The organism is Nocardiopsis sp. NPDC007018 (genome assembly GCF_040635075.1).
Lineage (GTDB): Bacteria > Actinomycetota > Actinomycetes > Streptosporangiales > Streptosporangiaceae > Nocardiopsis.
This window is the reverse complement of record NZ_JBEYHA010000030.1, coordinates 1-22,635: the sequence shown is the minus strand read 5'-3', so window position 1 is coordinate 22,635 and position 22,635 is coordinate 1. Positions and strand designations below refer to the sequence as shown.

General features: G+C 70.0%; 19 protein-coding genes and 1 tRNA gene. 3 read left to right on the top strand and 17 right to left on the bottom strand.

Annotation, left to right across the window (positions count from 1 at the left end; translation table 11 throughout):
• Positions 1-310 precede the first annotated feature (310 nt).
• From ABZ635_RS17390 to ABZ635_RS17335, 12 genes are all read right to left on the bottom strand, one after another.
• On the bottom strand, positions 311-1,576 hold the full coding sequence (locus ABZ635_RS17390; protein ID WP_357765822.1) for a styrene monooxygenase/indole monooxygenase family protein: 1,266 nt from the start codon (positions 1,574-1,576) through the stop codon (positions 311-313).
• 77 nt (positions 1,577-1,653) lie between these two features.
• Positions 1,654-2,211, bottom strand: a complete 558-nt coding sequence (locus ABZ635_RS17385; protein ID WP_049576901.1) for an ATP/GTP-binding protein — start codon at positions 2,209-2,211, stop codon at positions 1,654-1,656.
• Positions 2,212-2,233: 22 nt separating this feature from the next.
• Positions 2,234-2,593 (bottom strand): DUF742 domain-containing protein, encoded by a 360-nt coding sequence (locus tag ABZ635_RS17380; protein WP_013151545.1) that lies wholly within the window; start codon positions 2,591-2,593, stop codon positions 2,234-2,236.
• 46 nt (positions 2,594-2,639) lie between these two features.
• The gene (locus ABZ635_RS17375; protein WP_017543700.1) at positions 2,640-3,065 is read right to left on the bottom strand and encodes a roadblock/LC7 domain-containing protein; all 426 of its coding nucleotides are present in this window, start codon (positions 3,063-3,065) and stop codon (positions 2,640-2,642) included.
• Positions 3,066-3,158: 93 nt separating this feature from the next.
• Positions 3,159-5,606 carry an ATP-binding protein gene (locus ABZ635_RS17370; RefSeq protein WP_357765817.1) on the bottom strand — a complete coding sequence of 816 codons (2,448 nt, stop codon included), beginning with the start codon at positions 5,604-5,606 and terminating at the stop codon, positions 3,159-3,161.
• A 633-nt stretch (positions 5,607-6,239) separates the two neighbouring features.
• Positions 6,240-7,502: a crotonyl-CoA carboxylase/reductase gene (gene ccrA, locus ABZ635_RS17365; protein ID WP_357765814.1), complete on the bottom strand. Its 1,263-nt coding sequence runs from the start codon at positions 7,500-7,502 to the stop codon at positions 6,240-6,242.
• Positions 7,503-7,797: 295 nt separating this feature from the next.
• Positions 7,798-9,609 carry an ABC transporter substrate-binding protein gene (locus ABZ635_RS17360; RefSeq protein WP_357765811.1) on the bottom strand — a complete coding sequence of 604 codons (1,812 nt, stop codon included), beginning with the start codon at positions 9,607-9,609 and terminating at the stop codon, positions 7,798-7,800.
• Positions 9,606-9,797, bottom strand: coding sequence for a hypothetical protein (locus ABZ635_RS17355; RefSeq protein WP_357765809.1), 192 nt, complete (start codon positions 9,795-9,797; stop codon positions 9,606-9,608). The genes ABZ635_RS17360 and ABZ635_RS17355 overlap by 4 nt, the downstream gene beginning before the upstream one ends.
• Before the next feature lie 7 nt (positions 9,798-9,804).
• Entirely contained in the window at positions 9,805-10,956 is a 1,152-nt protein-coding gene (locus ABZ635_RS17350; RefSeq protein ID WP_357765806.1) for an ABC transporter ATP-binding protein, read from the bottom strand.
• Positions 10,949-12,022: an ABC transporter ATP-binding protein gene (locus tag ABZ635_RS17345; protein ID WP_357765803.1), complete on the bottom strand. Its 1,074-nt coding sequence runs from the start codon at positions 12,020-12,022 to the stop codon at positions 10,949-10,951. The genes ABZ635_RS17350 and ABZ635_RS17345 overlap by 8 nt, the downstream gene beginning before the upstream one ends.
• 5 nt (positions 12,023-12,027) lie before the next feature.
• Positions 12,028-12,906: an ABC transporter permease gene (locus tag ABZ635_RS17340; protein ID WP_357765800.1), complete on the bottom strand. Its 879-nt coding sequence runs from the start codon at positions 12,904-12,906 to the stop codon at positions 12,028-12,030.
• Between the two features lie 12 nt (positions 12,907-12,918).
• Positions 12,919-14,010, bottom strand: a complete 1,092-nt coding sequence (locus ABZ635_RS17335; RefSeq protein ID WP_357765797.1) for an ABC transporter permease — start codon at positions 14,008-14,010, stop codon at positions 12,919-12,921.
• A 372-nt stretch (positions 14,011-14,382) separates the two neighbouring features.
• Between ABZ635_RS17335 and ABZ635_RS17330 the strand changes: the two genes are divergently transcribed.
• Positions 14,383-16,038 carry an alpha/beta fold hydrolase gene (locus ABZ635_RS17330; protein ID WP_357765795.1) on the top strand — a complete coding sequence of 552 codons (1,656 nt, stop codon included), beginning with the start codon at positions 14,383-14,385 and terminating at the stop codon, positions 16,036-16,038.
• Positions 16,039-16,157: 119 nt separating this feature from the next.
• On the opposite strand, the gene ABZ635_RS17325 is transcribed toward ABZ635_RS17330, so the two are convergent.
• The 5 genes from ABZ635_RS17325 to ABZ635_RS17305 all read right to left on the bottom strand — a co-directional run bounded on the left by ABZ635_RS17325 (position 16,158) and on the right by ABZ635_RS17305 (position 20,301).
• Positions 16,158-16,640, bottom strand: a complete 483-nt coding sequence (locus ABZ635_RS17325) for a septum formation family protein (RefSeq protein WP_357765792.1) — start codon at positions 16,638-16,640, stop codon at positions 16,158-16,160.
• Between the two features lie 445 nt (positions 16,641-17,085).
• On the bottom strand, positions 17,086-17,676 hold the full coding sequence (locus ABZ635_RS17320) for a septum formation family protein (protein WP_357765789.1): 591 nt from the start codon (positions 17,674-17,676) through the stop codon (positions 17,086-17,088).
• 205 nt (positions 17,677-17,881) lie between these two features.
• Positions 17,882-17,955 (bottom strand) — tRNA-Lys (locus ABZ635_RS17315).
• A 166-nt stretch (positions 17,956-18,121) separates the two neighbouring features.
• On the bottom strand, positions 18,122-18,307 hold the full coding sequence (locus ABZ635_RS17310; RefSeq protein ID WP_357765787.1) for a hypothetical protein: 186 nt from the start codon (positions 18,305-18,307) through the stop codon (positions 18,122-18,124).
• Between the two features lie 215 nt (positions 18,308-18,522).
• The gene (locus ABZ635_RS17305) at positions 18,523-20,301 is read right to left on the bottom strand and encodes an AfsR/SARP family transcriptional regulator (protein WP_357765784.1); all 1,779 of its coding nucleotides are present in this window, start codon (positions 20,299-20,301) and stop codon (positions 18,523-18,525) included.
• Between the two features lie 201 nt (positions 20,302-20,502).
• Here ABZ635_RS17305 and ABZ635_RS17300 point away from each other — a divergent pair, with 201 nt between their 5' ends.
• On the top strand, positions 20,503-21,498 hold the full coding sequence (locus ABZ635_RS17300) for a MurR/RpiR family transcriptional regulator (RefSeq protein WP_357765781.1): 996 nt from the start codon (positions 20,503-20,505) through the stop codon (positions 21,496-21,498).
• A 49-nt stretch (positions 21,499-21,547) separates the two neighbouring features.
• On the top strand, positions 21,548-22,537 hold the full coding sequence (locus ABZ635_RS17295) for an N-acetylmuramic acid 6-phosphate etherase (protein ID WP_357765778.1): 990 nt from the start codon (positions 21,548-21,550) through the stop codon (positions 22,535-22,537).
• Positions 22,538-22,635: the final 98 nt, after the last annotated feature.

The window sequence follows — 22,635 nt, the reverse complement described above, 5'->3', positions numbered from 1 at the left end:
GGTGGTGACAGGCACGAGGCCCCTCCGCGGCTACCCGGTGTGCCTCCGGGGCGCCGAGCGGCGGGGCGGACAAGCCGCACACGACTCCATTCTCACGTGGAGCGCACGTGCCGCATATGCGCTTTCACGCCTTATGCAGAGTGGATCGTATCCGCGATTCAGGACACATGACAACGGATCACTTGTTTTCGGTCATTAGACGACGCCCATTCAGAGCGCAACAGAACCCCCTTTTTCTCCACATTGTTACCAAAAGGAAATGCCCGATGTCCGGAGACATCGGGCAGGGGTGCGGCGGCGCGATCGGCGGTCAGTCTCCGTGCCGAGCCCGGACCTCCGCGACGTACTTCATGGCCTCCTCGGGGTCCAGAAGCCAGTTGGCGTAGTCAGGCGGGTAGTCCCACCCACGAATCCAACGGTCCGCGATCTCGGGGTAGCGCTGAGCCCCCGCGATGAGGTCGTTGAAGTACTCCGGCATGTCACCCCGATCCCAGATCGTGGAATTCATCTCGGACCACAACTGGTTGTGCAGACCGAATTCCCAGAAGCGGTCGAACATGCTGACCAGGAAGTTCTCGTCGAACTCCCGGTCCCCGTGCTCCATGATCGCCTCGAGGTAGGCCTTCGCGCAGTGCATGGAGTTGTTCCAGCTCTGACCGACGTAGGGGTCCATCGTGACGACCACGTCCGCCATCCCCAGGACCTTGCCCCCGGACGGCAGGACCCCGACGGGGTTGCGCACCTGCGGCGTGACCTCGTCGGTGAGGGTGCTGCCGTAGCCGTCCACCAGCGCCGCGTCCTTGACGCGCTCGTAGTACTCCGGCGCGTAGCGGCGCAACAGGTCCTTCATCCGGCGCAGCTGCTCCTCCGGACCCGGCCGGTCCGGCCACGCGTCCATGGGGCCACCCCGCTTGTCGACCATCACCAGGGCGTGGCAGGGGCCCTCCTGGCTCAGGATCGGCATGAGGATGGTGTTCCCGGCCTCGGCCGCCGAGGCCGCCCACCCGACGTTGACGTCGTCCTTGGAGTCCGGCCAGACGTCGTAGACCAGCGCCTGGGCCATCGACCGGGGACGCGCACCGCTGAACCTGCTCTCGTCGTAGTCGAAGAGCTGACCCAGCTCCCCGTGTCCCACGGCGACGATGATGAGGTCGAACATCCGGGAGAAGTAGTCGAGGTCGGTCACGGTGACGCCGTGGATGACGACCTTGCCCCCGCGGTCCTCGAAGAACTCCAGCCAGTCGGCCATCTTCACCCTGCGGTCCACGGACACCATGTAGTCGTTGTTCAGGCCCGTGCGCCCGGAGAAGGACAGGGCCGGCTGCCCCGAACCCGGGTAGAGGTGGATGCGCTGGTTGCGGACCTGCGGGCAGAGCACACTCCACAGGTCGAGGTCGTACTCGCGCTCGTGGCTCAGCGACGTGGGGAGGGTGAACTGCGTGACCGAGGACCGCCCCGTCCGGATCTCCGTCGAGGACTGCCCCGTGATCACCGTGACGTCGTAGCCATGGGTCAGGAGACCGTGGGCCAAGTGCAGGCCGGCGTGGCCAGCGCCGACGATAAGGATCTTGCGCATTGTGTCGCTAACTTTCCTGGGAATCTACGGGGCCGCGGGGGAGGATCGGCCAGAGGGAGTCCGAACGCCCCCGCCCGTCAGGCGACGGGCTCGCTCGCTCGGTTGTGCTCCAGCGCGTACCGCAACAGGGTCTTGAGCACGTCGCCGCCGGACGTCCTGTGCCGCGCGTCGAAGTCGATGATGGGGACCTCCGGACTGACCTCCAGCGCCTCGCGGACCTGCTCGGCGGTGTAGTCGAGTCGGCCCTCGAACTTGTTGAGCGCGACGATGTAGGGAATCCGCTTGTTCGTCTCGAAGTAGTCGACCGCGTCGAAGGAGTCCGCGAGCCTTCGGCAGTCGACCACGACGACGGCACCCACGGCGCCGCGGACCAGATCGTCCCACATGAACCAGAACCGGGCCTGCCCCGGCGTACCGAACATGTACATGACCAGTTCGTCGTCGATGGTGATGCGGCCGAAGTCCATCGCGACGGTGGTCGTCGTCTTGTCGGGTGTGACCGAGGTGTCGTCGTGCCCGACACTGGCCTCGGTCATGATCGCTTCAGTCGTGACCGGCGGAATCTCCGACACCGAGCGCACCAAGGTCGTCTTGCCGGCACCGAAGCCACCGGCGATGACGATCTTGCTCGACATCTTCTTGCGATTCGACCTGTTGTCACTGGAAAAGTCGTTCGAGACCACGAAGAGCCCTCTCCAGAACCTGGTTTTCGGACGGACTGCTACCGGTGATGGTCGGGTGAATGTACACCAGGTCCTGCTCGGCCAGGTCACTGACCAGGACCTGGGTCACACCCAGGGGGATGTTCAACTCGGCCGACACCTCGGCGAGAGACCGCGTCTCCCGGCACAGTTTGTAGATACTGATCGACTCCGGCATGAGGGTGCCAGGAGGTTCCTGCCCGGGCTCGGACGTCGAGACCAGGGTCTGCACCATCAGCGGATGCCGTGACCGCGTCCGCCCACCCGTGAAGGTGAACGGGCGAACACGGTTACTCCTTCGCCTGCGGAAGCTCATAGCCGCGGCAACCTCATTCCTGCCGAACCGTTACGGGTCACCGTCGTCAGTTCTGGATGACCTCGCGCAGCTGCGAGCGCAACTGCGGAGTGAGCACGTGGGCGACGTTGTCCACGAGCTTGGCCATCTGGAAACCGACGATCTTCAGCTCCGTACCCGGCGCGGTGAGCACCGCCATGCAGGAACCGTCGCTGATGGCCATGATGAACAGGTGTCCGTGGTTGAAACGGACCAGGAGCTGCTCGCACTCCCCCCTCTGGAACAGGCTGGCGCCCCCGACCGCGAGGCTGTGCAGACCGCTCGCGATGGCCGCGAGCTGTTCGGCGTGGACCTCGGGGAAGTCGCTGGAGTGCGTCAGGACCAGGCCGTCGGAGGAGACCACCACGGCGTGCTCGACACCGCGCACGTCCCGGACGAACCGGTCGATGAGCCACGAGAAGTTCTCAACGCTGTCGTTCGTGGATTCAGTCATGGTTGTGCTCTACCTGCCTCGGCCGAAGGTCGTGTTCGCTGGGGGTCTGGGGTCTGGGGCCCGTGCGCAACACACGGGCCCCCGTGTGTGAGGTCATTCCTTGCCGTCCTCGAGCTCTTCGCCGTCGAGCGCGGCGCGCTCACCGTCGAGGAAGTCGCCGATCTCGTCGCGGATCTGTTCCGCGCGGGCCTCGCCGGTGAGACGGGCAGGGGTGTCCTCCCGGCCCTTCGGCGGCGGCGGCGGGTTGTCCGACAGCGCGTCGGGATGCGGCAGCATCCGCAGCGGCGAACCGTGCGGGGTGGCGCTGCGCCGGGGCAGGCCCGCGGCCGTGACGGCCGAGGTCCCTCCCACGGGAGGCTTCGGCGCTGCCTTGGGCCCGCTGGGGCCGTTGCCCGCGGAACCCTTGCCCGAGGAGCCGTTGGCGGACTGCTGCGGAATCGGTCCGGTCGAGGTCACGGCGGGGCTCGCGCTCGGAATCGTGGCGGTACTGGACTGTCCGGGGGTCCGGGGGGTGGCCACCCGCAGGAGCTCCTTGGGGACGATGGTGTAGGCGCTGACCCCCCGGAAGGAGCGCGACTCCAGCCTGGTCTCCAGGTTGTGTTTCTCGGCGATGCGGCTGGCGACGTACAGGCCCATGTGCTTGGGCACCTCGTCGTCCAGGACCGGTTCGCCGTCCAGACGGCTGTTGAGCTCGGCCAGCTGGGACTCGGGGATGCCCACGCCCTCGTCCTCGACGACGATCATGAGGCGGCCGTCGTCCAGCTCGCGGGCACTGATCACGACCTGCGAGTGCTCCGGCGAGTTGGCGGTGGCGTTGTCGAGCAGCTCGGCCAGGAGGTGGCTGATGTCGTCGGCGGCCAGACCGGTGATGGAGGTCTGCGGGATCTTGCCCAGGCTGACCCTGGGGTAGTCCTTGATCTCCGAGGTCGCGGCGCGCGCGACGTCCAACAGCGGGACGATCTCGTCGTGGGCGTCGGACTCGCCACCGTCGTGCCCCGTCAGCACCAGGAAGTTCTCCCCGTTGCGTCGCATACGGGTCGCGAAGTTGTCGATCTGGAAGAGCTTGTCGAGCAGGTCCGGGTCCTGGGCGCTGGTCTCCAGCGACTCCACCATCTCCAGCAGGGCGTCGACCAGGGAGAGGTCGCGCATGGCCAGACCCGCCAGCGCCTCGTTGAGGAGGTCGTCCTGGGGGGCCGTCTGGTCGGCGGCGGGTGTCGCGACCTCCGTGGCGTCGGCCGCGACCGGCGCCACGGGGGCGCTCTCCTCGACGCGGTCCCGGACGGGCGCGGGCGCCGGGTCGGCCTCCGCCTCCGGTGCGGCCCCGCCGTCGGTCTCGGAGTCGGTTCCGGGCTCGGAGCGGGTGAGCGCGCGGTCCTGGCCCAGCTCCGGAGCGACGGTGGACTCGGCGCGCTCGGACAGGAGCGTGGCGGCCGACTCGGCGGTGACCACCTGGGGCTGCTGTCCGGCGGCGAGCACGATGACGTGCTGGACCGGCTGCCCGTAGGGGCTCAGCTGACCGTAGGGCGCGAACTGACCGGGGTAGACCACCGGCTGGCCCGGGAGGACGTAGCCGGGCGGCTGGTAGGGCAGCGGATAGGCGCTCTGGTAGGGCAGCGGCGGGTAGGCCGGGTAGTGCGACGCGGGCGGCTGCGGGGCGTACCCGGGGTAGTGCGCGGGGCCCTGGGCCTCGTGCGGCGGACGCGGGTAGGCGTGCGGGGCGGGCTCGGGGCGGGCGTAGCCGTGTCCCGGGTAGCCGTGGCCCTGCTCGGGGTAGCCCGCGTTCTCGGGGTAGCCGCCGTGATCGCGGCGGGGCCGCGCCTCGGGGTGACCGTACGGCTCCGGGTGGGCCGGGGCGGTCCGCTGGTTCCACTCGCCCGGGTGGCCGTTGCGCTCCTGGTGCGCGAGGTGACCGCCGTAGGGAGCCTGGGACTCCTGCCCGGCCGGACGGTACTCCCGGCCCGGCTCGGCGCCCTGGGCGGGGGCCGGGTAGCGCTGCTCGTGGGGCGCGGGCGCGGGCGCCGGAGGCGCGGCGGGTTCGGCCGCGGCCCGGTACGGGTCGGCGCGGGGGCCGGCGTACCGGGTGTCGGCGGCCTCGGGCACGCCCGGTTCGGCCCTGGACGGTTCGGTCCTGGCCGCCTCGTGGGCGCTGTGGGCGCTCGTGGTGTGCCGTGTGGCGCCCGCCGGGTCGTGGGCCGCCTGGGCCGTGGGTGGCACGGGGGCCTGGGGCCGCTCCGCGCGCTCGGAAGGTGTGGGGCTGTCGGTCATGGTGTCCGTGGTGGCGGGGATGTGTGGGCTGCGCGGCTCGGGCTCGTTGAGGCCGACGCCGCGCCACTGGCCGACCGGGTTGGCCCCGGTGTCGACGTCGTCGATCTCCAGGCTCCGGGTCGTGTAGGGGTTGGGGACGCTCACCCGGGAGGTGGGACGGTAACCGTTCTCGGCGGACGCGGAGAAGGGTCCGGTGGGGGGCTCCGTCGCGGCTGTCTCCTCGCCGACCGACGTTCGGTCGGCGTCCTGCGAGTGCGGATGCACGGGCTGATGCACGGGATGTCCTTGCTCGGTCTCCGGTGACGGGGGTTCCTGGGACTTGACCATCCGGGAGATGGCCCGGCGGAACCTTCCTTCGCGCCTGGCTCCACGCCCATCCTCCGTCGACATCATCTTGGCCAGGGAGTGGTCATCGCGATCGTGCGGTGACTGCGCCTGTGCCACAATCTCGTCTCCTCGCATCAGGTGGGCGGATGGCGGTGGCCCCGCACCACCGCCCTGACCAGGGAGGAAATCGCTTCTCAGGCCGTTTCGACCTGGGAGACGACCAGACGTCCCGAACGCCGGGGGGACGTCTCGACGGTTCTGGCGGGAGGGGGCCGCGGAGTGTGTCCGGGGTTCGACCGCGAGCGCGCGTTCCGGTGGACAAGTGTCCACGCTCCGCACAATTCCCGTACTTCCACCGGGAACCGTCGTTCGGTTCGTCAGACTAACAAAGGACGCCCAGCTTGACAGAAGAATCGAAGATCCGCCGAAAGGGCACCGCGCACCACCCGGGTGACGTGCGGAAACACGTCGAAAAACGCCGCCGGAACCACCTCGGAAGGGGTGGATTTGTACACATATGTCTGATTCTTGCCGGGTGTCACCTTCTTGCGACGGCCTTCCCCGGACCCTTCGGCGAGGTCGTCAGTGATCGAACCCCACCTGCCCCGGAACCGCGTTGACCAGCGCGACCATGTTCCCCGGAGGCTGCCTGTTCTCCCTCAGCATCTGGTGCGCCGCGCCGATCTCGTCGAAGGGTACGGTCTTGGTCACACAGGGATCGAGCTGGCCTCCGGCCACCAGGTCGATCACCATGCGGCACTGTGCGGGCGTCGCGAAGTGCGAACCCTGGATGCGCTTGAGGCGCATCCACAGGAAGCGCAGGTCCAGGTCGGCCTGGAACCCCGTGGTCGCCCCGCAGAGCACCACCATCCCCGAGTTGTCGCACAGGTAGAGCGAGGTGGGCAGGGTGTCCGCCCCCGTGTGCTCGAAGACGATCCGGGGCGCCCGCCGCTCCCCCAGCTCCTCCCAGAACTTCCGCCCGAACGCGCGCACCCCGCGCATCCACTCCGCGTAGGCCTGGGTGTCCCCCTCGTCGGGGACCCGCCCCCAGTGGTCGAACTCGGTGCGCAGGATCGTGCCGACGGCTCCGAGCTCCCGGCACACCTCGGCCTTCTCCGGCGTCGAGACCACGGCGATCGGCTTGCCGCCCACCTGGCGGGCGAGCTGGATCGCCGACGTGCCCAGGCCGCCCGCACCGCCCCAGATCAGCACCGGGTCACCCGGGCGCACGATGTTGGGCTCCCAGCCGAAGAGCTGCCGGTAGGAGGTCGCGGCGCTGACGAGGAAGCCCCCCGAGTCCTCCCAGGTCATGTTCTCCGGCTTGCGCAGGCACTGGATGTCCTGCACCAGGGTGAACTGGCCGAAGGAGCCGAAGTTGTTCTCGTACCCCCACACCCGCATGCTGCGGGAGGCGACGGGGTCGCCGCCCATCCGGATGTCGTCGGAGCTCTCGTCCCACTGCCCCGGCGAGAGGATGACGTGGTCGCCCACCTCCACACCGCGCACGCCCTCGCCGACGGCCCAGACCACGCCCGAGCCGTCGGAGCCGCCGATGTGGTAGTCCTCCGTGGCCCCGGCCTTCTCACGCGCGGCGATGACGTCGGCGGGGTGCCCCAGGGCCGCCCAGATGTTGTTGTAGTTGATGCCCGCGGCCATCGTGTAGACGAGGACGTGGCCCGGCCGCAGCTCCGGCACGGGGACGACCTCGCGCGCGAACGCGTCGCGGGGCTCGCCGTAGCGCTCGCGGCGGAGGGTGAAGGCGTGCATCCGCGCCGGGACGTGGCCCAGCGGCGGAACCTCGCCGAGGTCGTACAGGTCCTTCAGGTCCTTCAGGTCCTTGGGCATGGTGCGCCAGTCCTTTCCAGGTCCGGGGGCGGGGCGGGCGGGGGTGCGGGCGACGCGGCGCCGGGCCCGCCGGGGGCGGGGAGACGGGTGGGGTCGGGGGTGACGGCGTGTGCGCGTGCGAATGCACGGGAGACTATCCTTCTTCGCCCCGAACGCGCACAAACGGTCCTCCGAAGGGGCAAACGTGCGCGTGCCCGTAATCCGGACCGGGAACGGACGCGGCGGCGGGGGCGGCGCCCGCCCCGGGCACCGCCCCCGCCGGGGCTCGTCACTCAGTCACCGCCGTGTCGGCGGCTCAGCCCTCGACCGGCTCCAGCTCGCCCTTGATCAGCGACAGGATGACGTGGTTGTCCTGGTACTGCTCGTTCTGGGAGGTCGGGGTGTCCCTCGGGAACTCCTTCACCCGGATGCCCTCCACCGCCGGGGCCAGGTACTTGTACGTCCAGATCGGGATGCGCGGAAGCAGCTCGTTGAAGACGATCGCCAGCGTCTTCAGGGCCTCCTTCTGCTCCTCCTCGCTCTCGGCCCGCTGAGCGGTGTCCACCAGTTCCCTGATGTCCACGTCTCCCTGGGAGGGGCTCTCGACCTCCAGGTCGAAGCCCTGGCCCGGGGAGTCCTCGGTACCGGCGTTCTCGGTGAGGAAGTTCATCTGGAAGGCGCCCCAGTAGTCGGGCTGTTCGGGGTTGCCCCAGTGGCGCACCGCGACCTCGAAGTCACCGGCGCCCCAGATGCCCCACGGGTTGTCCTCGGGGACGTTGCGCGCCTCGGTCTTGATCCCGAAGTCGTTCCAGGCTTCCTCGACCTGGGTCGCGGTCAGCTCGAAGTCACCCCACCCGGAGACACCGATGACCTCGAAGCTGGCCTCCTTGCCGTCCGGGAGGTACCACTTGCCGTCCTCCTTGGTCCAGCCGGCCTCCTCCAGCAGCTCCGTGGCCTTGTCCAGGTCCTGGTCGAAGGTCTCGAAGTCCGCCAGCTCCTCGGCGGTGAGGATCTCCTCGGCCTGGATGTCGGCCAGACCCGCGTAGTGCGTGACCCTGCTGTAACCCTCGCCTCGCGCGACCTGGCCGATCTGGTCGCCGTCGAGGACGTAGGCCAGCGCCTTGCGCACCCGCACGTCCTGGACCTCGGGCTTGGCCTTGTGGTTGAACATGATGCCGCAGCCGTCGTAGCCCGCGTGCTCGATCCAGCGGAAGCCCTCCACGCTCTGGAAGGCCTGCTGGTCGGCGGCGGAGGGTGCCAGGCTGGAGTAGTCGACCTCGCCCTGCTGCACCAGCAGCGCCGACTGCCGGTTGTCGCCCTTGTGCACGACCACCTCGTCGAACTTCACCTCCTTGCCCTGGTAGCCGTTCTCGTTGCGCACCAGGGTGATGCGCGCGTCCGACATCTGGGCCTCGTCGAACATGTACGGGCCGCTGCACACGATCTCGTCCGGGTTGAACTCGATGAACTCGGCGTTCCACTCGGCGTGCTCGTCGTCGCCCTGGCGGACGCCGTCGTTGACCATCTCGACCGCGCGCTCACCGAAGTTCTCGTAGGTGGCCTTCGAGACGATGCGGTGCTTGATGACGCTGCGCTCGATGTTGGGGAACGGGTTCTCGAACCCGAGGCGGACGCTGAGGTCGTCCAGCTTCTCCAGGTCCTGGACCTGGGGGAAGCCGAATCCCCACGGCGGGGCCTCCAGGACGCGCATGGCGTAGCTGCGGATCATGTCGTCCGCGTTGATGTCGTTCCCGTCGCTCCACTTCAGTCCGGAGCGCAGGCTCAGCACGAGGTCGTTGCCGTCCCACTCGTGCCCCTCCAGCAGGAGGTAGTCCCACTCGTGCTCGGCCCAGTTGTAGACGCCGCCGGGGCACAGGAACAGGTCCTTGTAGACCGAGTTGAGCAGCAGCGCGCCGTCCTCGCGGTGGACGTTGCGCGTCATGGAGTCCAGGTCGTAGTCGAAGACCCCGGTGAACTGCTTGGCGTCGGAACTGCCGCCGGAGTCGGCGGAGCAGGCGGACAGGAGTCCGGCGCCGGCGACCCCGACCGTGCTGAAGCCGACGGCCTTGAGGAGTCGCCTCCTGCTCAGGTCGTTCAGGATCGCGTTGCGAGAGGGGGTGGAGGTCATTCTTGACGCTTCCTTTCCAGAAGGACGGCGATCAGACCGAGGGCGAGCACGGCCAGGCCGACACCGATGGTGACGACGCTGATGACGAACTCGGCTGTGCCGGGGGATGTGATCACGGCCGTGAGGGTGCAGGAGAGGGTGAGGAACGCCCCGACGAACAGGCCGAAGCGTCCGATGAGGAGCAGCAACTCCCCCTCACCCCCGGGTGACGACGTGGCAGGCCAGCAGCCGGTCGTGGCTGCGGACCAGCGGTGGCCGAACGGTGTCGCAGCTGCCCTGCGCGAAGATCGGGCAGCGCGGGTGGAAGTCGCACCCCGGAGGCAGGTCGGTGAGGTCGGGGATGTCCGCGCTGCGCAGCCGGACCCGCTCCTTGTTCCTGGCCAGGTCCGGGTCCGGTTCGCAGACCGCGGAGATGAGGGCCTTGGTGTAGGGGTGCTGGGGGTCGTTGACCACCTGTGGGGTGGGTCCGTGCTCCACGACCTTGCCCAGGTACATGACCGCGATCTCGCCCCGCCACGCGAAGTACTTGGCCACGGCGAGGTCGTGGGTGATGAACAGGAAGCTCACGCCGAGTTCGTCGCGGAGCCTCCCGAGGGTGTTGAGGAGGCTGACGCGGATGGACACGTCGAGCATCGACGTGGACTCGTCCGCGATGATCACCTCGGGCTCCATCGCGAGGGCCCGGGCCACGGCGACGCGCTGGCGCTGGCCGCCGGACATCTGGTGGGGGTACTTGTCCAGGTAGTCCTCGGCCGGGGAGAGGTCGACGCGCTCCAGCAGTTCGGCGGCGACGCGGCGGGCCTCGTGGCGGTCCTTCACCAGCTTGTGGCGGCGCAGTCCGGCGGAGACCGTGGAGTAGACGGTGCGGACCGGGTTGAGGGAGGCGTAGGGGTCCTGGTGGATGTACTGGACCGAGCGGCGGAAGGCCGCCCGCTCCCCGCGGTCCATCGTGGCGACGTCCTTGCCCCGGAACAGGACCGAGCCCGCGGTGGGGCTGGACAGGGCGGCCGCCATCCGGGCCGTGGTGGTCTTGCCGCAGCCGGACTCCCCCACCAGGCAGAGCACCTGGCCGGGGCGGACGTCGAGGTCGACCCCGGCCACGGCGGGCACGTCGCCGCGCGGGGTCCTGAAGACCTGCTGGGCACCCTTGAGGGTGAGCACGGGGGGCTGGGCGCGACGCTCGTCCGCCTCCAGGGCCCGTGCGGCGTCGTCGGCGCCGATCACGGTGCCGGGGGCCGGTTCGCCGGGAGCGGGGGCCCCGGTCCGGCCGATGGTGCTCGCGGAGCGCGGAGCCGTGTCGTCGGGACGCGGTTCGGCGTGGGCGGGGTTGACGGTCCGGTCAATCACGGGAGACCCCCTCTGCGTGGAGTGCGGCGTCGGTGGAGCGCAGGCAGGCCGCCGTGTGGCTCAGGCCCGCGTCGCGGTGCTGGAGAACGTCGAGCGTCGGACGCGTGGTGGTGCAGACGTCCAGGGCGTGCGCGCAACGGGGGGCGAACGAGCAGCCCGTGGGCAGGGCGTTGAGGCTCGGCGGGCCGCCCGGCAGGGACTCGGGGACGTGGAGGTCGCCGACCACCGGCGGCACGGAGTTGATCAGCGCCGAGGTGTAGGGGTGCCGAGAGCGGTAGAAGATGTCCCGGGTGGTCCCGGTCTCGATGAGGCGTCCCGCGTACATCGTGCCGACCCGGTCGGCGAGTTCGGCGGCCAGACCGAGGTCGTGCGTGATGAAGACCATCGAGAACCGCAGTTCCTCGCGCAGTTCCGCCAGGCGCTCCACGATGGACCGCTGGGTGAGGATGTCCAGGGCCGTGGTGGGCTCGTCGAGGATGAGCAGTTGGGGACGGAGCGCGAGCGCCAGGGCGATGAGGCTGCGCTGGCGCATGCCGCCGGAGAGCTCGTGCGGGTAGCTGCTGAGGACGCGGGCCGGGTCGAGGCGCACCATCTCCAGCAGTTCGGCGGAGCGCTCGGTGATCTCCTTGCGGGAGCTGCGGCCGCCCGCCCGCTCGTGGGCGCGGAAGGTGTCGAGGAAGTGCTCCTCGATGCGCAGCACCGGGTTGAAGGCGTTCATGGCGCCCTGGAAGACCATGGCCGCCTCGTTCCAACGGAAGCGGCGCAGCCTCTCCTTCTCCAGGGTCCGCACGTCCACGCGCGTACCGTCCTTGCGGCGGAAGAGGATCTCTCCCTTGGAGACGACTCCGGTGCGCGGGAGGAGGCGCAGTAGGCCGAGTCCGAGCGTGGTCTTGCCGCAGCCGGACTCCCCCACCAGGGCCATGGACTGGCCGGGGTGCAGGTCGAAGGAGACGTCGTGGACGGCGGTGACGTGGGTGCGGCGGCCGGTGCGGTAGCCGACGTCGACCCCGCGGACGGACAGCAGGGGGCCGCCGGGCTCGTCCGGGGCGGCGGGGTGGTCGTTCACGGGGCTCACCTGTCCCGGAGTCGTGGGTTGAGGGCCTGTTCCAGGGAGCGGGTCATGGTGACCAGCCCGATCTGGAAGAGCATGATCATCACCATCGGGGCGACCAGGAAGGGCGCGGCCTGCGGGAGGAGGAAGGCGTTGTTGGACCAGGCCTGCTGGATCATCAGGCCCCAGTTCTCGGCGGTGCTGGGCAGCAGGCCGAGCAGGTACATGCCGACGACCGCGTAGATGGCGTTGGTGATGGCGATGATGAAGTTGATGAAGATGTAGCCCGCCATGTTGGGCAGCACCTCGACGCAGAGGATGCGGGCGGTGCCCAGGTCCTGGAGGCGGGCGGCCTCGATGAACTCGCGTTCCTTGAGGGTGAGTACCTGGGCGCGGATGGACCGCATCAGGTACGGCCAGGTGACCAGGCCGATGATGAAGGAGACCACCAGCGGAGAGGAGGTCCGGTAGAAGGAGGCGATGACCAGCATCAGGACGATGAAGGGGATGGTCATCGTGATGTCGGTCAGCTGGAGCAGGAAGTGGTCGACCCGGCCCCGGACGTACCCGGCGACGGCCCCGAGGGCGACGGCGATGGCGACGGTGATCAGGGCGGCCATGAGGCCGACCAGGATGGGTTCGCGCCCGCCGAGGACCAGCTGGGTGAAGGTGTCCTTGCCCTCGTGGTTGGTGCCGAGCCAGTGCTCGGAGCTCATCGGACCCCAGATCTTGCTGACGTCCGTGGGGTTGTGGTGGTCGATCAGGAGCGGGCCCACGAAGGAGAACAGCAGGACGCTGAGCACGAGGCAGAGTCCGATGAACCCGCTCGTGCTGCGGGTGATGCCCTGCCAGATGGTGCCCCAGACGCCCGCTGACGCTGGTGCGGTGGTGACGGCCATGCGTGCGTCCCCCTACTTCCGGATGCGCGGGTCGAGCCTGCTGTAGAGCAGGTCGGCGACGAGGTTGGCGATCACCACGCACGAGGTGATGATGATGAGCAGCCCCTGGAGGAGGGGGTAGTCGCGGTAGTTGACCGCGTCGAGGAGCAGGCCTCCGACGCCCTTGTAGACGAGGACCTGTTCGACGAAGATCGCACCGCCGACCAGGGTGCCGAAGGAGATGGCGATCTGGGCGACCAACGGCAGGACCGCGTTGCGGCCGACGTAGGCGGTGGCGATGCGGCCGTCGCGCAGCCCCCGGGCGCGGGCCACGGTCACGTAGTCCTCACCGAGGACCTCGGTGGTGGAGGCCTTCATGACGAGCATCCAGGTGCCGATGATGGCGAGCACGTAGGTGAAGATCGGCAGGGCGGCGTGGAAGAGCGCGTCGCCGACGAACCTGAACGTGAACTCCGGTTGGACGCCGGGGCTGAGGGTGCCGCGCAGTTCGATGGGGTTGAACCAGCCGAGGTACATGCCGCCGCCGACGACCAGCACCATGGCGATGAGGTAGTTGGGGATGGCGCCCAGGACCGAGGCCAGGACGCTGAGCACGTGGTCCAGGATCTGGTTGCGCCGGTAGGCCATGATCATGCCGAGGGCGAGGCCGAGGGCGATCGCGACGAGGGTGCCCACGCCGATGCTGAAGAGGGTCCAGGGCAGGTAGGCGCCGATGGCGTCGGTGACGCTGAAGCCGGGGCGGTTGATGGTGCCGCCGAGGTCGAGCGTGAACAGCCCGACGATGAACTCCCACCACTGCTTGAAGAGGGGCGCGTCCGGGTCGTAGGCCAGTGAGTGGATCGCGATGGCCCGGGCCTCGTTCATCGACATGCCGCCCTGGGTGAGGCGGCCCGCCATGACGTCGATGGGGTCGCCCGGCATGGCGCGTCCGAGGAAGAACGTCACGTTGGCCACCACGAAGACCACGACGACGGCCTTGCGTACCTTCACGAAGACGTAGTTGCGCCAGATCCGGCTGAGGAGGCGCTGGGCCGTCCCGGGGGCGGCGGGCCCGGGGTCGCCGGTGTCCGGTGGGGGTGGGGAGGCCGCGATTTCGGTGGCCACGAGGCTCCTTCGAGCAGGGGGCACGGCGGTGGTGGGGGATGGGGTGGGGGCAGGCACAGATTTATTAGGAAACTTTCCTAATAGAACGACACGGTAACGCCACCCCTGTGTCCCACGCCACCTTCGTGACCAAACGGCGTCTTTTGTGCGACATGATCGGCATCACAAAAAGAACAAAGGGCAACAAAACCACCCAAAAGACCAAACGCTTCATGGCCGCATGCGGTCACCTCTCCAAAGAAGCCCGAAGACGCTACTTTCGATGGTTTTCCGGCTGATCGGGCGCTTCGTACCGTGACGGGGTCACCACACACCACCTGCCGGAGCGGGCCCGCTCCCCACCCGGCGGCAGGACAACGGAGGTAGCCCCCCGTGCCACGACCCGGCACCACCATCCGCTCGGTCTCGGTGGTCACCGCCACCGGCCTGGCCCTCTCCCTGGCGGCGGCCCTCCCGGCCTCCGCCGACCCCGTCGCCGCACCCCCGACCGCGGCCTCCACCGGCTACCCGGTGGAGGGGACCGCCCTGGCCCCCTTCCACGACCAGGAGATCGTCTGGGCCGCGTGCCCCGAACCCGAACTGGTCGAACTCGGGATGGAGTGCGCCGAGTACGAGGTCCCCCTCGACTACGCCGACCCCGACGGCGCGCGGCTCACCATCGCCGCCGCCCGCGCCGAGGCCACCGAACCGGAGGAGCGCCGCGGCGTCCTCATGATCAACCCCGGCGGCCCCGGGGGCCCCGCCCGCATGATGGCGGGCATGTTCACCGGGACCTTCGCGCACGAGGCGTACGACCTCATCGGCATGGACCCGCGCGGCACCGGCGCCTCCTCACCCCTCGACTGCGGGGTCGAGTTCCCGCTGATCCGCCCCCGGGCCAGCGACGCCCAGATCAGGGAGGACACCCGGGAGAAGATCCGCTACTCCCGTGCCTGCGACGCCAACGAGGGCGACCGCATGCCGCACATGACCTCCGCCAACACCGCCCGCGACATGGACGTGCTGCGCGCCGCCATGGGCGAGGAGACGACCAACTACCTCGGCTACTCCTACGGCACCTACCTGGGCGCGGTGTACGGCACCCTGTTCCCGGAGCGGCTCGACCGCAGCGTCCTGGACTCCTCCGTCAACCCGGACGGGATCTGGCGGGACGTGTTCATGGGACAGGGACCCGCCGGCACCGCCAACGTCGAGCGCTACACCGACTGGCTCGCCGAGCACGACGACGTGTACGGGTTCGGCACCGACCCGGAGGAGATCGTCGCGGTCTTCGACGAGACCTCCGCCCGACTCGACGAGGAGCCCCGGGACGACGTCCCCAACGCCGGGCACCTCGACGGGGCCCAGTTCGACGCGCTGGTCGCGAGCCTGGCACGGTCCCAGGGCTACTGGGACTCCAGTTCCCAGTTCCTGCGGTTGCTGGTCGACGACGCGCCCGTTCCGGGCGAGGACGAGGAGTGGCCCGAGTCCGACCCCGTGTTCGACATGAACTTCGACCTGTTCTCGGCCGTGGCCTGCGAGGCCGAGTGGCCCGACCGGCTCGGCCTCTACCACCAGCAGGCCCGTGAGTACCGGGACGCGCACCCGTACAGCTCCGGCGCCATGTGGGCGACGCCGCAGGCCTGCACCTTCACCCGTAACGCCCCCGTCGAGGACGAGGTCCAGCTGGCGCGGGACGGTTACCCCGAAGCGCTGGTGATCGCCGCCGACTACGACGCCAACACCGCCTACGACGGCGGACCGGCCATGGCCGAGCGCCTGAAGAGCCCCCTGCTCACCGTCACGGACGAGGGCGGCCACGGCTTCACCCTGATGGTCGCCCCGGACACCGGGCGGCCCGCCTACCCCTGTGTGGACGACGTGGTGGAGGCCTACCTGGTCGACGGCGTGGTCCCGGACGACATCGAGTGCGGGGGCGTTCCCCGGCCGGAGAACCCGGGAGCGACGACCTTCGACGGCGCTCCGGAGGTCCCGTTGCCCAGGACCGACCGCCCGCACGAGTGGCCGCTGCTGAGCCCCCTGGGCTAGGTCGGCGTACGAGACCCGCTGAGGCGACCGACACACGACGACGGCCCGCGCCATCCGATGGCGCGGGCCGTTCGTTCGCGGTGTGCGACTCCGGGCGGCCCGTCACGGGCCGCCCCGGATCAGCGGTTGGCGCCCTGGAGGCTCTCGCTGATCGGCTCCTCGGAGAACACGTAGCAGAGGATCTCGCGGTCCTCGAGCAGGTCCCAGGACTCGACGGTCGGCATGAGCCCGCTGGCGTAGATCTCGGACTCCATGAAGTCCACACCGACGAACTCCTGGAACGCGGGGCCCGTGCAGACCTCCTCCATGGAGGCGTTCACGGACTCGGCGCCCGGGAAGTCACCGTCCGGGAGCTCCTCGACGTGGAACACCTCGGAGTCGTGCGGCTCGGAGCAGTCGACCAGGGGGACGTCACCGACCTCGTCGCCGGCGTCGGAGGTGAACATCTCGCTCTCGGTGAAGCAGTCGCCGACACCGATCTCCATCACGTTGCCCGAACCGAGGACGGAGTCGAGCAGGTCGCAGGCGGACAGGCTGAGAACGGCGGAGGCAGCGGCGGCCGTGACGGCCGCGCCGCGCACGGCGCGGGAGAGGGAAGGCATGTGGATACTCCGGGGATGAATACTCGCGGGACATTGCCGGGACGGCGATGGCGAGAACGAAAGAATTCACCAGGTCGCGCGGAATGTCAATCTGATTTTCCGGGCGAACACGAATACGTAGCGAAGGAATACTCCACGTGAGCAACCGAGGACACTCCCGACCACTTGACCTGGGAACACTTGACGAAGAACACACGCAAGAGGGAGGCTCTCCCATCAGGCGAGAGGAGAAGAGAAGGACGGGAAAACGATGGGAGACATCGATTCCGACGATTCCACGAGCCTTCTCATAACGGAAAGGGAACGGCCCTCCGGAGATCATCTCGCGGACCACTGACAGTTCGGGGCCCCGGGACGCGACGAGGGCCCGCGCCGGGTGGCGCGGGCCCTCGTCGTCAGGGCGTGGGAGGCGATCCGGATCTGCGACTCCAAGGCCGCTCGACGGCTACAGGTTGGACTGCGCGAGGGTCCCGGTGGTCTGCGAACCGTCCATCTGCCCGATCAGGCAGAGGTACTCGCGGTCGCCCATCTCCCAGCCCTCCTCCATGGGGAAGAGGGTCTGGATGTCCAGGACGGACTCCTCGTAGGCCGTTCCCACGAAGGTCTGGAAGAACTCCAGGCAGTTCTCGTTGACCATGTCGATGACCTCGTCACGGCCCGGGTAGTCGAGGCCGCTGTCGAAGTCGCCCCCCCAGTAGACCTCCAGGTCGTGGGCCTCCGAGCAGTCGACGATCGGCACCGAGCTGACGGCTTCGTCGTACCCGGTCTCCATCTCGTTGAGGCAGTCGCCCACGGCCAGGTCGTTGACGTCCTGGTCCTCGGCGTCAGCGGGCGGGTCGGCCTCCTCGGTCTCCTCCTCGTAGTCGGTCTCCTCGGCCGCCTCGGGCTCGTACGCCTCGGTGGACTCGTCACCTCCCCCTGTGAGGGCGGGCGGCAGCAGCGGCAGACCGCACCCGGACAGGGACAGGGCGGCACCGGTGGCCAGCGCCGCGAGGGCGATACGGCCAAGCAGGGGGCGGCGCGCTTCGGACAGCATGACGGCTCCACGGGGTGTTGGTTGCCCGCCGACTTGGGAGGGGAACGGCGGTACCTATCCAGACGCACCCGGAGGCCGGAAGGTTTCGGCCGATTCGCGGATTCGTTCCCGGAACATCGGACATGACCTGGTCGGACGCGGAGGTCGGGCACGAGAGAGGGCCCCGGCCGGTGGAGACGAACTCCACCCGCCGGGGCCCTTCATGTGCGTCATCAGGGACTCGAACCCCGGACCCGCTGATTAAGAGTCAGCTGCTCTAACCAACTGAGCTAATGACGCCGGTCTCCGCCTCGAACCTCGCGGCTCTCTGCGGCAACGGAGTTAACTCTAGCAGGACCTCGGGGTCACCGCGAACCGATTCCGGGTCCGACCGGGACAGGCCCGGTCACACCACGGCCCAGGCCCGGAAGGGGGAACCCGCCGGGCACGGTCCGTACCGCTCCGGCTAGAAGAAGGCCACGAACAGGGCGACGATGACGCCGACCGTCAGGGCGACACCGACTCCGGCGAGTACCAGCGGCAGGATCGGGCGGCGCGGAGCCTCCTCGGGCTCGGGGTTCTCGTCGACGAAACGGCGGAAGTGCTGGGTGGTTCCCGCCGGGTCCATGTTGGGATCGTTGTTCTGCGTCATGGCCTTGACACTAGCGACTGATCCGACCGCTGAGCACCCCTTGGGCGAGATCTGGTCGATCTCACAACCGTCCGTTGGGGTGACCGGAACCCGAACTTTTCCCGAGACCCCAGGTCACTCCCGCCACATGGGCACCGCTTCACCCTCGGGCGGTGCGCCGCGACACCGAGGACTTCGCCTGGATGAAAGCCGTCCGTAAGACGGGTCACGCAGACTCATCCCCGGGGTTCCGGTCCCGGTCGGTACTTCCCCGCGGCCGTGCCCGCCCCCAAGGGCCCGGCGCGCAGTACTGCGGCCATCCGCGCCGTGGGCGAGACCCCGTGCGCCGGGTCCTCCCTCTCCACCAACCGCGCCAGGTCCGAGGCGGACCGCTCCGGGTGGGCGTCCATCCACGCCACCGCCATGCGCAGCGCCAACGGTAGACGGCCCGCCAGTTCCGCGACCCGGCGCAGCTCCGCCGTGGGACAGCGCTCCGGTCCCAACAGCGACCGCAGCAGCGTGATCGCGTGCTCCTCCGGCAGCGCGTCCACCGGGAGCGCTCGCAGACCGTCCCGGACCAGCAGGTCGGTGAGCCAGTTGCGGCTGACCACCACGGCGCAGCTGCCCTGGCTGCCCGGCAGCAGGGGCCGCACCTGGTGCGCGGTGGAGGCGTTGTCAAGAACGATCAGCACGCGGCGCCCGGCCATCAGGGAGCGGGCCCGCGCGGCCACCTCGTCGGCCTCGGGCACCTCCTCCCCCCGCTCCCCGGTGTCCACCGTCCCCGCCGACAGGGACCGCACCAGGCGGCGCAGGACCTCGGCCGGGTGACGCGGGGCCCCGTCGGGTCCTCGCAGGTTGACGTACAGCTGCCCGTCGGGGAAGTGCGTCGCCACCGAGTGCGCCCACCGCACCGCCAGGGCACTGCTGCCCGCCCCCGCGGGGCCGCGGACCAGGACACTGCCGGGGTCCGGTGAGCAGGGGTCGACGAGGCGGTCGAGTTCGGCGAGGGCGTCGGCCCGCCCCACCAGCGCGCGGGGGGCCGAGGGGAGTTCGGCGGGGAGCAGCGCCGAGGCGGGCCGGGGGGTCCGGCGGGCGGCGCAGGGCCGGACCTCGTCATGGATGCGCGGTCGCGGGACGAGCGCCCCGGTGGAGGCGCCGGCGGGGCCGGTCGTCGCCCGTGGACGGGCCCCGGGCCGGGAGTCGAGGTCGCCCCGCAGGATGCCGTGGAAGGTCTCCTGGAGCTCGCGGCCCGGGTCGGCCCCCAACCGCTCGGCGAGGACCGCGCGCGTCCTCGCGTAGACGCGCAAGGCCTCGCTCTGGCGGCCGGAGCGGAAGAGCGCGGTCATCTGCACCCGGACGAGCGGTTCGCGCTCGGGGTGGTCGGCGGCGAGCGAGCCCGCCCGGACGGCGACGAGCTCGTGCTCGCCCCGGGCCAGGGCCGTCTCGAACCCCCGCTCGGCCACACCGAGCAGCTCCTCGTTCAGCCGGGCCACGTCCCTGGAGTGCAGCAGGGGCGCGGCGACGTCGGTCAGGACCGGCCCGCGCCACAGGGTCAGGGCCCGGTGCAGGAGGTCCGCGTGGGCGTCGGACGCGCCCCGCTCGGCCGCGCGCTCGGCCAGGGCCGCCAGGTCGCGGAAGAGCAGGAGGTCGGACCGCTCCCGCTCCAGGTCGATGCGGTAGCCGCCGTCCGCTCCCAGGATGAGCGGGGTACCCAGGTGGCGTTCGAGGAGCGCCCGCGCCCGGGCCACGTGGACCTGGAGGGCGCCCTTGGCCGCGGGCCCCGGAGCGTCCCAGACCCGCTCGATGAGCTCCTCGGTGGAGACGGTCCGTCCCGCGTTGAGCATCAGGGTCGCCAGCAGCGCGCGGCGGCGGTCGCCGCGCAGGCTCAGCGGAGCGCCGTCGACCTGAACACCGAAGCGGCCGAGGAGGCTCACGTAGAGCCCCCGGGAGGCGGGTTCGGGCGCGGATTCGACGGTCGCCGCGCCCCGGGCCTCCGGCGGGCTGTACAGCGGCACGGCTCCATCCCCTCTGCGAGGCCGACACGGGTGTGCTGGGTGGAAACGTGCCGCCTCGCCTCCAGGGTGCCTTCTGAGCTGCGGCATCGCAATCGGATCGGGGACACTTGCCGAGGGGGCCGTCCCTTGAAATCCTTGAATCTCCCGGTTTTTCCCGCCAGTGCGTTGACTCTGCACCACGACCGAAAGAAACTTTCCTCCATGGCGCAAATCCCGAAGCCGTCTGGCGGCCGCGTGCACCCGGGCGACGTCGCTCCGCCACCCGTCCCCACGACGGTCCTGCGGATCAGGTCGTTGCTCCCCTCGCTGGCACCCGCCGAGCAGCGTGTGGCACAGCGGGTCGTCGACGACCCCGAGCGCGCCGCCGCCTCCTCGATCACCCAGCTGGCCAAGGACTGCGCGACCTCCGAGGCCACCGTCATCCGGTTCTGCCGCACCATCGACTTCAGCGGGTACCGCGAGCTGAGGCTGGCCCTGGCCACCGAGGCCGGACAGGCCCGGGGCGCGCGCGGCAACACCGCCGAGCTGGCCAGCGACATCAACCCCGACGACACCTTGGTCACCGTGGTACAGAAGATCGCCTACACGGACGCGCGCGCCGTGGAGGAGACCGGCGCCGCCATGGACGTCGAGGTACTGCGCGCGGTCATCGACGCCATGGCCAACGCGCGGCGGGTCGACATCTACGGTGTGGGCGCGAGCGCGTTCGTCGGCGCCGACCTCCAGCAGAAGCTGCACCGGATCGGTCTGGCCTCGTTCGCGTGGTCGGACGCGCACGTGATGCTGACCAGTGCCGCCCTCCTGGAGGAGAGCGACGTGGCGATCGGCATCTCGCACAGCGGCACCACCATCGACACCGTGCAGGCCCTGACCGAGGCGGGCCGCAGGGGTGCCCGGACGGTGGCGATCACGAACTTCCCGCGGTCACCGATCGGCTTCGCCGACCACGTGCTCACCACGGCCGCGCGGGAGACCATGTTCCGCTCGGGTGCCACGGCCTCGCGGCTGGCACAGCTGACCGTGGTGGACTGCCTGTTCGTCGGCCTGGCGCAGATCCGCTACACCGACAGCAGGACGGCCCTGGAGACCACCTACGAGGCGGTCCGCGGGCTGCGTCTGAGTGACGACCGCAGACGGCGGCGGGGCGACGCCTCCGCCGCGAGGAACACCCCCGACACCACTGGTAACGACGACTGACCCGCCCCCGCCGTGAAGGACGGGTGTGCGGACCGGACAGGAGAGCGCAGTGCACGGTGGCACGGAGCAGGACCCGAGGAACCCCTCCCGGGAAGCGGACGGTTCGGCGGGGGGTGAGGCCGTGATCGTGCGGGCGCCCACTGAGGAGCGCAACTCGGGCACCTACGACATCGACCTGCTCCCCGCCCTGGACGTGCTGCGGCAGATCAACGCCGAGGACACCACCGTCGCCGCGGCGGTGGCCGCGGTGCTGCCGGAGCTGGCCCGGGCCGTGGAGCTGGGTGTGGCGGCGCTGGAGCGCGGCGCGGGCATCCACTACTTCGGCGCGGGGACCTCCGGGCGCATAGCGGCGCTGGACGCGGCGGAGCTGCCTCCGACCTACGGGGTCCCCCCGGAGTGGGTGGTGGCCCACCACGCGGGCGGCGCCGAGGCCATGGCGCGCGCCGTCGAGGGGATCGAGGACGACTGGGAGTCGGGGCGTATCGACGCGGCCGCGGTGGAGCCGGGGGCCCTCGTGGTGGGGCTGGCCGCCAGCGGCCGTACCCCGTACGTGGGCGGGGCCCTGGAGGCGGCGCGGGAGCGGTCGGCCGCCACGGTGCTGATCAGCGCGAACCCGGAGGCCCCCCTGGCCTCCGGCGCCGACGTCCACGTGGGGGTGTCGACGGGTGCCGAGGTGATCGCCGGATCGACCCGGATGAAGGCGGGTACGGCGCAGAAGCTGCTGCTCAACGCCTTCTCGACCGCCGTGATGGTGCGGATCGGCCGTACCTACTCGAACCTGATGGTGGGGGTGGACGCCACCAACGGCAAACTGCGCGGGCGCGTGGTCACCATCCTGATGGAGGCCACCGGCCTGTCCGAGGCCGACTGCGCGCGCGCCCTCACCGAGGCGGACGGGGACACCAGAGCGGCCCTGGTGTCGCTGCTGGCCGGTGTGGACGCCATCACGGCGGCGCGGTCGCTGGAGAAGTCCCGGGGCCGGGTACGGACCGCCCTGGCGGATCTGGGGCTGCCCGGCCAGGAGGCCCCGAAGGAGTAGCGGGCGCACCTCCAGCTCGCCGATCTCCTTGCGGAGCTGCTCCAGCTCACGGTCGGCCTCGGCGCGGGTGTCGGCGTCGTCCTCGGCCTCGGCGAGCT